General features: G+C 54.8%; 13 protein-coding genes and 1 pseudogene. 13 read left to right on the top strand and 1 reads right to left on the bottom strand.

Annotated features, from left to right (window positions below; translation table 11 throughout):
* Positions 1-369, top strand: a pseudogene (locus RT018_RS02735) (threonine ammonia-lyase); the annotation flags it as partial.
* A 135-nt stretch (positions 370-504) separates the two neighbouring features.
* Here RT018_RS02735 and RT018_RS02740 read toward each other — a convergent pair.
* Positions 505-1,836, bottom strand: a complete 1,332-nt coding sequence (locus tag RT018_RS02740; RefSeq protein ID WP_312939014.1) for an acetyl-CoA hydrolase/transferase C-terminal domain-containing protein — start codon at positions 1,834-1,836, stop codon at positions 505-507.
* A 710-nt stretch (positions 1,837-2,546) separates the two neighbouring features.
* On the opposite strand from RT018_RS02740, the gene RT018_RS02745 reads away from it, so the two are divergent.
* The 12 genes from RT018_RS02745 to RT018_RS02800 all read left to right on the top strand — a co-directional run.
* Positions 2,547-2,936, top strand: coding sequence for a flagellar biosynthesis protein FlgB (locus RT018_RS02745; RefSeq protein WP_312939015.1), 390 nt, complete (start codon positions 2,547-2,549; stop codon positions 2,934-2,936).
* 31 nt (positions 2,937-2,967) lie between these two features.
* Entirely contained in the window at positions 2,968-3,423 is a 456-nt protein-coding gene (flgC, locus tag RT018_RS02750; RefSeq protein WP_312939016.1) for a flagellar basal body rod protein FlgC, read from the top strand.
* Between the two features lie 73 nt (positions 3,424-3,496).
* On the top strand, positions 3,497-3,823 hold the full coding sequence (locus tag RT018_RS02755; RefSeq protein WP_312939017.1) for a flagellar hook-basal body complex protein FliE: 327 nt from the start codon (positions 3,497-3,499) through the stop codon (positions 3,821-3,823).
* Between the two features lie 37 nt (positions 3,824-3,860).
* Complete coding sequence (gene fliF, locus RT018_RS02760; RefSeq protein ID WP_312939018.1) at positions 3,861-5,480, top strand: flagellar basal-body MS-ring/collar protein FliF; 1,620 nt, start codon at positions 3,861-3,863, stop codon at positions 5,478-5,480.
* A complete protein-coding gene (fliG, locus tag RT018_RS02765) occupies positions 5,473-6,606 on the top strand; it encodes a flagellar motor switch protein FliG (RefSeq protein ID WP_312939019.1) in 1,134 nt (377 codons plus the stop codon). Before fliF ends, fliG begins: the two co-directional genes overlap by 8 nt.
* Complete coding sequence (locus RT018_RS02770; RefSeq protein WP_312939020.1) at positions 6,599-7,522, top strand: FliH/SctL family protein; 924 nt, start codon at positions 6,599-6,601, stop codon at positions 7,520-7,522. The genes fliG and RT018_RS02770 overlap by 8 nt, the downstream gene beginning before the upstream one ends.
* 13 nt (positions 7,523-7,535) lie before the next feature.
* Positions 7,536-8,837: a FliI/YscN family ATPase gene (locus RT018_RS02775; protein ID WP_312939021.1), complete on the top strand. Its 1,302-nt coding sequence runs from the start codon at positions 7,536-7,538 to the stop codon at positions 8,835-8,837.
* Between the two features lie 29 nt (positions 8,838-8,866).
* A complete protein-coding gene (fliJ, locus tag RT018_RS02780) occupies positions 8,867-9,322 on the top strand; it encodes a flagellar export protein FliJ (RefSeq protein WP_312939022.1) in 456 nt (151 codons plus the stop codon).
* 41 nt (positions 9,323-9,363) lie between these two features.
* Complete coding sequence (locus RT018_RS02785; RefSeq protein ID WP_312939023.1) at positions 9,364-10,521, top strand: flagellar hook-length control protein FliK; 1,158 nt, start codon at positions 9,364-9,366, stop codon at positions 10,519-10,521.
* 35 nt (positions 10,522-10,556) lie between these two features.
* Entirely contained in the window at positions 10,557-10,976 is a 420-nt protein-coding gene (locus tag RT018_RS02790; RefSeq protein WP_312939025.1) for a flagellar hook capping FlgD N-terminal domain-containing protein, read from the top strand.
* Between the two features lie 109 nt (positions 10,977-11,085).
* Positions 11,086-11,454 carry a TIGR02530 family flagellar biosynthesis protein gene (locus RT018_RS02795; protein WP_312939027.1) on the top strand — a complete coding sequence of 123 codons (369 nt, stop codon included), beginning with the start codon at positions 11,086-11,088 and terminating at the stop codon, positions 11,452-11,454.
* Positions 11,455-11,539: 85 nt separating this feature from the next.
* A partial coding sequence (locus tag RT018_RS02800; protein WP_312939028.1) for a flagellar hook-basal body complex protein occupies positions 11,540-12,500 on the top strand: 961 nt, incomplete at its 3' end.

The raw sequence follows: 12,500 nt of genomic DNA on the forward strand, positions 1-12,500 counted from the left end.
GTCCCGGTGGCCGCCGTTATGTTCGGGAAGGTGGACGTGACGGACCGCAAGACAGTGTGTCTGGTCTCCGGAGGAAATGTGGATGTCACCACGCTGTCCCGTATTATTACGAAGGGCCTTTCCAAGTCAGGACGGCTGGCGGAGTTTTCCGCAAAAATTGCAGATAAGCCGGGAAGCCTTTTGGGCCTTCTTCAGGTGGTGTCGGACACCGGCGCAAATATTCTCAGCATAAACCACTCCCGTGAGGATAAGCACGCCGATGTGGGGGCGTGCATCCTGTCCATGGTGCTGGAGACGCGAAACGCTCAGCATGTGGACGACATCGAGCGGGAGCTGCATGACAACGGCTATGAGGTGCTGAGCAGATAGCGGGTGGATTTACTCGCATTGCAATGATAATAAAAGGGAGACGGCGCGATTCAATCGCGCCGTCTCCCTTTATTATTATATGATACAGCAAACCAGCTGTCGCTAAAAACACGTAGGAAGTATTTTGCCGAAACGTCACTTGTTGGACCGCCGCCAGATTTTCTGATCCTGTGCAGCAGAAATCAGTGCATCCTGAAAATCCGGGTGAGCAATGGAAATCAACATCTCGGCGCGCTCCCATGTGGAACGGCCCGCCAGATTTACCGCGCCATTTTCTGTCACAAGGAAATAGGCCTGACTGCGGGGGTCCGTAACAATGTCTCCGCCAAAGTGGGGGAGAATCCGGGAATGCCGGACGCCGGATTTATCCATGTAGGAGGAGGTCATGCAAATAAATGCCTTGCCGCCCCGGGACATGGCCGCGCCGGTCAGATAGTCCAGCTGTCCGCCCGTGCCGCTGATATGGCGCAGCCCGGCACTTTCGGCACACACCTGCCCATAGAGGTCTGCGGCTATGCAGCTATTAATGGAAATCATGTCGTCAATTCGGGCGATGGTCTCTGGTGCGTTGACGTATTCCAGTGGAGCGGCGGCAATGCCTGGATTTTCGTCCACCCAGTCGTACAGAGTCTGAGAGCCGAAGACGATGCCCAGCATTCCCTTGTTGCGGTGGATGGCGCAGCGGGCGCCGGTGAGCTTACCGGCGCGATGCAGTTCGTAGTATGCGTCGCCGCATAGCTCCGTGTGCATCCCCAAATCCTTCAGATCGGATTGAGCCAGTAAGGTGCCAACCACGTTTGGCATACCGCCGATGCCAAGCTGGAGCGTTGCGCCGGAGGGGATTCGGGGTACAATCAGCTCCGCTATTTTTAAGTCCTCCTCCGTGGGCTTGGGAACGGGAAATTGAGGCAGGGGCGGATGCGTGCCTTCTACCACGAAGTTAACTTCCGAGATGTGGATCGACTCGTCAAATCCGCCCAAGATGCGGGGTAGGTGTTCGTTTATCTCCAGAATAACCACGTCCGCCTTCTCTAAAATCCCTCGTGCCACGCCGGCCGCGCAGGAGAGATTAAAGTAGCCGTGCTTATCCATCGGGGGCACGCACATCATGGCCACGTTCACGGTGAGAAAATGACGGTAATAAGCGGTTATGTTCCGAAAAATCATAGGAATGTAATTGCAAAGACCACGGTCACAGAGTGTACGCTCGTAGGCGGAGCAGTGCCACGAATTGTAAAGAAAGTGCTCGCGGCTGGGATCGCACTCCACCGTTTGAAGAGGGGAAAAAATCAGGTTTCCACGAATTTTAACATCCGTCAGCTCGTCGCGGCGCTTCGCCAGTGCCCCGTCCAGAAGCGCGGGAAAGCAGAGGCTGGTGGTGTAATCCACCCAGTCGCCGGATTTCACCGCCCGGACTGCCTCCTCCGGTGTGCGCAGCTTTGCGCGATAATCCGCAAGGATCTCCATATTGGTAGCGTCCTTTCCCGATCGGGTCTGTCTGTTCAGAGGACCGATGCTGCGTTAAGTATAGCATTTACACCTTGTACTCTCAAGAATTTTTTCCCGAAAGCGGGGGCAACTACGACCCATCCGCGTCCGCCAGAAACAAAAAAGTAAGCAAACATTTACATTTGCGGTCTTTTGAAAATTTTGTTTAAAAACACAAAAGAACTTAGGTCACATTGCAGGATATTAAAAAACAAGTTAATTTTGAAAATGGAAGGTAATAAAAACTAAAAATGGAAATGAATACATATTCACGGAATAAAGGGATAATCGTATAAAAAACACTTAAATCTTAAAGTTACAGAATAAGTAGTTACTTTCAAAAACAATAAAATGTTAAAACTTACGAAAATGCGGGTTTATAACGTGCGTAATTGAAATACGCAAGAACAAAAAAGGAAAAAACCTTCAAAAACGGCTAAACACAAATATTCAAATGAGAATGCGTATTATATGCCTCATAAATCACGGGAAAATGCTTTAATATCGCAAAAATTTGTATAATTCGAGTAAAAAATGTAATTTTCGACAAATTATGAAGATTTTTGTTGCTTTTTATACTAAAACACCTTATAATATGGCATTGACAAATCAGCCGCGCTAAGGGTTGGGAGCCGAAAAATTGAAAAAGTTGCCTCCTGTGCGAAACAAGGCCGAAAGGAGCGGAAAGAATGGACTATGTAACAAGTAACTCGGAATTGATGATGGAACGTTCCATGCGTTTCCTCTGGACGAAGCAAACTGCAATTTTGGATAATATTTCAAATGCAGAGACGCCGGGCTATAAAACAAAATATGTTACCTTTGAGGAATCCCTAAAAAGAAGCCTGAAATCGGCCTCGGGCGCATCGGCCCCTGCCGCGGCGTTTCGCAGCGTGCTGGATAATGCTCGGCCTGCGGTTCGCACTGCAAGCAGCGAAAGCACCCGGATGGATGAAAACGGTGTAAACATGACTGAGCAGGGCGTAGAGCTGGCGCGAAATACCTATCAGCTCCGCTATGCGATGAATTCCATCAACAGCAACCTGAATATCCTACGCACCGCCATCAAGGGCCAATGACCCGGGGACGGATTTGTGAGGAGGAAATAACATGGCTTTTTTGAGTACTATGAACATCATCGGCTCCGGACTGACGGCGCAGCAGCTTCGGCTGGACGTGGTGTCGGAGAATATCACCAACATGAACACTACTCGCACGGAGGCCGGCGGCGCTTACCGGCGCAAGATGGTGGTGCTTGAGGCGCAGGATGGGCGGGACAGCTTTCGCAATGTGCTGGCTCGCAGCTCTCTTTCGTCCAACGCAAGGTACAACACCGCTGGGGGCGTCCGGGTGACAGAGATCGCCGAGGACCCGTCTGACCTGAAGCTGCTGTACGATCCCACCCATCCCGACGCCAATGAAAACGGCTATGTGGAGCTGCCCAACGTGACACTGGTGAAAGAGGTTACGGATGCCATGGCCGCTACGCAGGTGTACTCTGCTGGAGTTACGGCGTTGAACACACTGAAGACCGTAATCAATCAGGCGCTGGAAATCGGCAAATAAAAATAAAACACGCACCTCGCGTACGGGGATGCAACCCGGAGGCGCTTGAGACGCCGGGAGAGAAGAGGGTTTAATGAGCACGGAATTTACGGGAATTCAATCCACGATCCGTCCGATTTCCGACTTGTCCGCGTTGGGTGGGGCGCAGAAAACAAATGGCGGTAAAACTGAGGATACCGGCGGAGTTTTCGCGGATATTTTTCAGACGGCCATTGACAATGTGAAGTCCACTGACAAGGAATTGGTGGAAGCGCAGTACCTTCTGGCTACGGGCCAGTTGGACAATCCTGCGGAGGCGACGATTGCCGCCACGAAGGCAACTGCCGCCGTGGAGCTGCTGATTCAGCTACGAAATAAGGCACTGGACGCCTATGGTGAGCTGAATCGTATCAGCCTGTAACAGGCGGTTTTTAAAGTTTAGGTGGGGGTAAAGCAAATTGCAGGAGACGCTGAGGGGCTTTGGCGGAAAACTGAAAGAGTTTTTTGCCAAGATGAGTAAAAGGGCACGGATCGTTTTAGGCTGCGCGCTGGGTGCGGTGATTTTGGCCAGCGTCATTTTTGCCGTTGTCATGAGTCATCGGCCTTACGCAGTTTTATTTACGGACCTGAGCCCGGAGGAGATCACCTCCATTTCCGCTTATTTGCGGGATAACGGGGCGACGGATTTTCAAGTACAGGGCACAGACACCGTTTTGGTGCCGGAGGCACAGGAAGAGCAGTTAAAGGCAGATTTGCTGTTGGCGGGCTATCCCACCTCCGGCTTTGCTTATGAGACATATCGCAAAGGCGTGGGCGCGATGTCGACGGATTCTGACCGGCAAATGGCGTATTTGCAGGATTTGCAGGACAGGATGGCGGGCGTTATCCGGCGCTTTGACGGCGTGAAATCCGCGGTGGTCAACATTACGCAGGGAGAGGACCGGCGCTACGTGCTGGACAGCAGCAATATGGTAAACGCCTCCGCCTCGGTCTTTGTGACCATGCAGGGGAACGGGGCGCTTCCCGACAAAGTGGCATCCGCTATCCGCTATTTGGTGGCCCATTCGGTAAAGGGGCTGGTAATTGACAATATTGCCATTTCCGACTCTCTGGGCAACGTCTATTCCAGCGCCGGTGGCACAGCCGGGGCAACGGACGCGTCCGAACTGAAGCTTCGTCTGGAAGAGCAGGTGGACAACAAGGTTCGCTCTCAGATCATGATGGCGCTCTCTCCGTTTTATGGCGCGGATAATGTCCGCGTGGCGGTGAGCAGCAACGTGGACGTGGATCACACCGTGGGCGAGAGCACGAAATATACGCTTCCCGACTGGGCGGGCGACGGCTCCACCGGCGGGGAAGGGATTATCGGTTCCAAGGTCTACGATCAGGAGGTTGTTCGCGGAAACGGCGACACGGCCGGCGGTGTGGCAGGGAACCAGACCAATGCGGACATCAATACCTATGTAGAAAACCAAACCGGCGTGGACGACGAGAAAACCTACATAAAAAATCAGGGCGAAACCAATTACAACGTGGATACTAACAAGCAGCAGACGGAGCGGATGGCAGGCGTTGTTGCCGACTTGATGGTGTCAGTCAGTATTAACAGCGCTGTTTCCAGCAGCATGACCCCGGCTGAGCTGCTTAGCCATGTGGGCCATGCCGCAGGCATTGCGCCCAACGAACAGACGGATAAAATCTCCATTTTACTGGCTCCGTTCTATGATCCCGACGGGGGGATTGTCCCCGGAGGAAACGAGCTGAACCTGCCCCCGTGGGTACTTCCGGCCGCCATAGGCGGCGGTGCGCTGCTGCTTTTGCTGCTGCTCCTGTTGGCTATTTTGGGAGGCAGGCGTAAAAAACGGAAGGCGTTGGCCGCAGCGCCCATGGTGGCGCAGATCGCCTCGCCTCAGGTGGCGGAAGTTGACGTGCCCCTAAATGGTGCCGATATTATGACCGTCAAAACGGAAAAGAGCATTCAGCTCCGCCAGGGCATCCGCAAGTTTGCGGAGGAGAATCCCGAAATGGCCGCGCACATGCTGAAAAATTGGCTGAGGGGAGGCGAGGAGGATGAGTAACTCCCGAAAGACCAGGGGTGTTGCAAGCGGCGCAGCCGAAAAGACACAGGCTGCCGCCGCAAACTTTGCCGGCGAAAATCGCGATGAGCTGCCCCGCCCCCAGCAGGCTGCGAGGGAAAAGCCGTTGCCCGTCCTCACCGGGCCTCAGAAAGCCGCGGCGGTGATTGTCTCGCTGGGCGCGGACAAGGCCTCTCAGATTTACAAGTACATGGACTCCGACGATGTGGAAACCTTGACGCTGGAGGTTGCGAAGCTTGGGTATCTGGATTCCCGCCAAACGGAGGATATCTTAGGCGATTTTTATGAGCTGTGCCTCACCAACAAAGCCATTACCGAAGGCGGCTTGGAATATGCAAGAACGGTTTTGGAAAAGGCGTTTGGAGAGCAGACGGCAAATCAGCTGCTGGAAAAAGTGGAAAAGTCCATGAAAAACCGGCAGTTTGCATTTTTGGACAAGGCGGATGCAAAAGCTTTGTTCTCCGCCTTGCAGTATGAGCGGCCCCAGACCATCGCACTGGTGCTGTCTTACGTCAACCCTGGCAAATCCGCCAACGTGGTGGAGCAGTTAGACCCCGCCAAGCAGATCAAGGTTGTGGAGAACATGGCAAAAATGGAAAGCCCTTCTCCCAACACCATGAAAATTATCGAGGCGGAGATGGGCCGCAGGTTCTCCACCATTATCAGCAGCAAGCATGTGAAGGTGGGCGGCGTTGACTTTGTGGCCGATATGATGAACAATATCGATCGTTCCAGCGAGAAAAGTATTTTCGATGGGCTGTCCATTTATAATCAGGAACTGGCGGACGAAATCCGCAAGCGGATGTTTGTCTTCGAAGATTTGGTCAGCATGGACGACCGCTCGGTTCAGCGTTTCCTGCGGGACTGCGACCCCAAGGACATCGTGCTTTCGCTCAAGGCGGCCACCGACGACGTGTCCAACAAGCTGCTTACCAATATGTCCACCCGTATGGCGCAGAACATCCGAGATGATTTGGAAATTACCACCAATGTCCGCATGAAAGACGTGGAGGAAGCGCAGCAGCGCATTGTGGATATCATCCGCAAGCTGGAAGAGCAGAACGAAATTATCATCATAAAGAGCGGAAAGGACGACATCATTGCGTAACGGGAGTGTCCTGAAAAACTTTATAAGACCCAAGGCCGAGCCCTATCTGTTTCCGGACAATCTTCAGGATGAAACACCATTGGCGGCGGGAAAAGACGCAGAGGAAGATCTGCGGGAGGGCTTTTTAGACGAGCTGTTTGTAGACGGCGCGCCCCGTTCGGACGCTTCTCCGGCCAAGGAAAGGGACGATTTTCGGGGACTAGAACAAACGGAAGAACCCCTTGCTGCGGCTGGACGGATTCAATTTGCAAATGTACAGGCCGAGGCCATTCTGGCGGCGGCAAAGGAGGAAGCGGAGCGAATCAAATCCTCTGCCGGGGCCGAAGCACGAACTATGGCGGAAAAAATTCGGGAGGATGCCCGCCGGGAGGGCTATCGCGAAGGCTATGCCGAGGGCATGTCCGGGGCGGAGCAGGACTTGGCGGAGCGGCGGGAGGCACAGGCCGCCAAGCTGGAGCAACAGCTTCAAACTTTTTTGGAAAATGTCGCTTTGGCGCAAGATGAGCTAATGGACGATGCCAAAAACGACATGCGGGATCTTGCGGTGGCGGTTGCGGAAAAGGTGGTGCGCATCAGCCTGAAAAGCTCCAGCGGCGTGATCGCCAAGATGATTCAGGACGCCACAGAGAAAATGAAAAACCGGGAATGGGTCCACATTTACGTCTCCGGATGCGACGCAAAGGGCCTTGCCCAGATTACCCCCCGGCTGACCCGGGCGCTTTCCGGCTTGTCCGACCATATCCGCATCATTCCTGTGGCGGAGGAGGAGGGCGGCACCTGCATTATCGAAACGCCGGACGCGATCATTGACGCCAGCGCCCCCACCCAGATGGCCAATATCCGCGCGATGTTGGAAAACATTTCGCCGGACGATGGTCCATCCCAAAATTTTGGACGACGCCCGGGCGACCGGTGAAAAAGGAGCAGCCGTGTTTGGCCAAATGATCCAACAGCTTCAAAACGCCGATACCTTCAGCCTGACGGGAAGGATCGAGAATATTGTCGGCATGTCGATCGAAGCCTCGGGGAAAAACGCCGCCGTGGGCGACATTTGCCGCATATACAACGGCGACACCGGAGATCAGGTGACGGCCGAGGTGGTGGGGTTTAAAAACGACCGCATTCTCCTGATGCCTTACTCCGACATGAGCGGTATTTCCGCCGGCAACTTTGTCCGCAATACAGGAAAGCAGCTCGTTCTCCCCATGGGCCCGTTTCTCAGAGGACGCATTATCAACGCACTGGGCCAACCCATTGATGGCGGCCCCGCCTTTGAGGCCGGGACATCTCACTGCGTGGAGGGCAAATACATCAATCCTCTCTCTCGCCCCGCCATTACGGAGCGAATGGAGTTCGGCGTGAAAGCCATTGATGGACTTCTTACTATCGGAAAAGGCCAGCGCATCGGCATTTTTGCCGGCTCTGGCGTGGGCAAGAGTACCCTGATGGGCATGATTGCAAGAAACGTAAAGGCCGACATCAACGTCATCGCGCTGGTGGGCGAGCGTGGACGGGAAGTTTTGGACTTCGTCCGCAAGGATTTGGGGGAGGAGGGCATGGCCCGCTCCATTCTGGTGGTGGCCACCTCCGACCAGCCTGCCATGCTCCGCAAAAAATGCCCGTCCGTGGCAACCGGTATCGCGGAATATTTCCGAGATCAGGGCTATGACGTGCTGTTGATGATGGATTCCCTCACCCGGTTTGCAATGGCCCAGCGGGAGATCGGCCTTGCCGTGGGCGAGCCGCCTGTGGCCAGGGGATATACCCCCTCCATCTACGCGGAGCTTCCAAAGCTTTTGGAGCGCAGCGGAAATTTCGAGCGCGGCTCCATCACCGGGGTTTACACCGTTCTGGTGGAGGGAGACGACACAAACGAGCCCATTGCCGATACTGTCCGAGGCATTCTGGACGGGCATATTGTTCTCTCCCGGCGGCTGGCCGCCGCCAACCACTATCCCGCTATCGACGTGGGAGCCAGTATTTCCCGTCTGATGACGGATATCGTGCCCCTGGAAAATCGCAGGACGGCGGGCCGCGTCCGGGACATCATGAGCGTCTATGAAAAAAGTTCGGATTTGGTGTCCATCGGTGCGTACAAAGCCGGGACGAACCCAAAGCTCGACTATGCGCTGGGCAAAATTGACGCCATCGACGCATTTTTAAAGCAGGGCGTGGACGAGGCATTTTCCTATGAGGAAACCGTGGAAGAGATGGAACGCATTCTCCAGTAAAGGCAATTGCCGGAAAGAGGTGCCAAGGCGTGAAAAAGTTTTGTTTTTCGCTGGATACCGTGCTGGATTATCGCCGACAAATTCAGGACTCCATTCAGGTGGAACTGGGTGCGCTTGCGGCGGAGGTCCGGCGGCAGGAAGCTGCGTTGGAGGCCGCGCGGGAGAAATACGGGAAGATCAACGGGGAGTACCGGGAGAAAAAGGCAGATGGCATGCGGATTGCAGAGCTTCGGGCCTATGAAACCGCACTGCAGGTGGAGGAGGCCGTGTGCGTTCGGGAGGCGGGAAAGCTGAACGCTCTCCGAAGGCAGGAAGAGGCCAAGCGGCGGGAATTGGTAATCGCCAAGCAAGACGCATCTTCCGTAGAAAAGCTGCGGGAGAAAAAGTTTTTAGCCTATACAAAAGAGCAGGAAAAAAGCGAGGAACAGTTTATTGATGATTTGGTGTGCGCCCGCAGTGGATTTGCGCGGAGCGTGTCGCCTTAATCATAAATCGTGACCCCAATTCACTGAAAGGAGGTGAGAAGATGATGATGACGAACGAATTGTTGCAAATGGCTCAGATTTATGCGCAGACCCGGACGCAGAAAATCAACGTGACTGACGGCACCCAAATATCCAAAGACAGTGGGTCCGACTTTGAAAAGCTGATGCGAAACCGCACCGATGCGGGGAGGACGAACACAGCTGCACAGCCCGGATCCGGAAAATCGGAGGAAAAACAGACGCAGGACCCGCAGGACAAAACCCTTCAGGACGTGACGGCGGCCATGGCGATGCTGATGTCGCAGGCTCAGCTGCCGCAGGTGCAGACAGAGGCGCTTTTGCCAGAGGAAGTTCAGACGCAGGTGGTTGCACCCGCAGTTTTACAGATGGGTGAAGAAACGGCTCTGGAAAACGGCCCTGTGCAAACCGGGCTTTTGAACGAGGGAGGCCTTACCTCAAAGCAAGAGAACTCGTTGGGACAGGAGACAGCCGCCCTTCACACAGCCCGAACCCCTGATGCGGGGCAGGACGGGAACCTGTTCCAAGGTACCCAGAGCACGCAAGCAGCCCAGACTTCCCAAACCACACAAACTCTGTCTTCGGAGAATACTGGAGCACGATCAGGCGCACAGACGCAGAGTGAATACGCCGACCTGCTTCGCAGTTCTCAAAGCAATGAAGCCCTTCAACCCGAAAATGTCGGCGTGGGAGCCCCCCAACCTTTGTTCCGCGAGATGGATGCCATTCCCGTGAAGGTGGGCGAGCCCGTGGTGGACACTATCCGGACGGACGTGGACGAGCAGCTCGCAGCGCAGGTGGGTAAGGCACTGAAGGACGGCGCACAGCAGGTGAAGCTTCGCCTGACCCCCGACCGCCTGGGTACCCTGACCATTGACCTGACCCGAACGCAGGACGGCGCGTTGCAGGTGGTGTTCCACACGACCACAGAAAAGGCAGCGGATCTGTTGAGCCGCCACGCGGACAGCCTGAGCGCACTGCTCCAAAGCAACAACCAGAGCACGGTGCAGGTGCAGGTCCGGCAGCAGGAAGAGGCCCAGCAGTATCAGCAGCAAAGCCAGCAGCAGGGCCGGCAGCAGGAGCACAGTCGCCGCCAGCAGGACCAACGCCGCCAGAGTGGCGAGGACTTTCTCCAACAGCTTCGGCTGGGTCTGGTCACGCTGGACGGGCAGGTGAGCTGAACGATTCGGTTTCTCTTAAAGAAAGGAGCGACTTAATGAGCGACTTTATCGGCGATATCGCAAACGTAGGCAAGATCGGCGCGGCGGGAAGCAGCAAGTCCAACGCAATGAGTCTGCAAATGGAGGGCTTTTTGCAACTGATGATTGCCCAGTTCCAGAATCAGGACCCGGAAAACACCGCTTCTACCACCGATATGCTGAATCAGATGGTGCAGATGTCCATGGTGCAAGCCATTACCAACATCACGGATGCCGTCACGCTGAACTATTCCGCCTCTTTGGTGGGAAAAGAAGTGACCATCGGATCCTACGACTCGGACGGGAAGATGCAGGAGCTTGTGGGAACGGTCACCGGCACGGGTACATATAACGGCAACCCCGTGGTATTTGTGAATGGAAAGAGTTACAGCATGAGCAGCATCATGGCGGTGGGCCGCTTACCTGACCACGAATAGAAAAGAATTGGGACTATACCCCTCTGAACCCAAGTACACCGACTCTGTGTTTTGATGACCAAGAGGACGGTTTTACTCCATCAGTCAGACCGTCAAAGGAGTGAGAGCAATGATTGACAGGATATCTCTCCTGCAAAACGGCGGATTTTCCACAAAGACTTCTGCCACCAAGGTAAAACAGACCTCCTTCGGAGAGGAGCTTTTGCAGCGCCAGCGGGAAAGCCAGTCCGTCGCATTTTCCAAGCACGCCCGGGAGCGGGCGGAACAGCGCGGCATTTCCGTGGATGAACAGTTAATGGACCGGCTGAGCGACACGGTGGAAAAAGCACAGGCCAAGGGTGCAAATAACATTCTGGCGTTTGACACCACCCGGGCATTTATCATCAACGTTCCCAACGGGCGGGTAATCACCGCCATGTCTCCCGAGGAGATGAAAGAAAACATTTTTACAAACATTGATGGCGCCGTGATCCTGTAAAACAGAGAGCAGGACCGGAAGGATGCTCTGGGGAAGGTCCGATTGACCAGTCCCCGGCGGCGCCGACCGAAAGGAGTTATTTTCCATGACAGGTGCAATGTATTCCGCGATTGCGGGCCTGAAGGCCCATATGAACAAGCTCAGCGTCATCAGCAACAATATTGCCAACATCAATACTCCGGCCTATAAGAGGTCCCAAACCCTTTTCAGCGAGGCGATCTACACCACGCTTTCCGCCGGTTCCAACGGAACAACGCAGATGGGCGGCGTGAACCCCTCTCAGGTGGGCTACGGTGTGAACATTGGCTCCATTTCTATGGACATGAGCACCGCCAACTTTAATTTTGACGGCGACTCCATGCACTGCATGATTACGGGCGACGGGTTTTTCCTCACAGGTCAAAAACCCCGCGCGGGTGAAGTTGCCAACACGCTGAAGGCGACCGATGCCCAGAATCTAGAGCTGAGCCGCGTGGGCGACTTTAAGTTTGACTCTCAGGGTTATCTGGTGGATGGCCGTGGTCAGGTAATTTACGGCTGGGTTACATACTCCGGGAGCGCCACCGCCGGAGCGATTGCAGACCCGGAAAATCCCCAGACCAGCGGACAGCTGGTGCCCATCCGTCTGCCTCTGGCGGCAAACGGAACCAATCCCTCTGGCGTTGCCTCCGGGACGGCGATCTTTCCGGGAATGGACTCGGGAGCAGGCGGAATGAATGTGTATCCCGATTCGGCCTGGGAATTGTCCCCCGCTTCCATTGACAGCATCGCCATCGACAAGGCCACCGGCAAAATCACCGGCAATATGAAAGACGGCGGCGCGCCCGTGGTGGTTGGCTATATCGCGCTGGCAAACGTGGCAAACCCCTCTGGCGTCACACGTCTGGACAACGGCTATTACAAGGCTGGAGAGGGCGCCGGAAAGTGCACGGCTGTTTCCATTGGTGGTGCAGTGAAGGCCAAGGTCAATAACAGCACCGAAGCGGATGCTCCGTCCATTGGCAGCGCGGGTAAAACCACACTGCAAGACGGCGGTTTGGAATCCT

This window comes from Oscillibacter sp. (assembly GCF_032060045.1).
Classification (GTDB): domain Bacteria; phylum Bacillota; class Clostridia; order Oscillospirales; family Oscillospiraceae; genus Oscillibacter.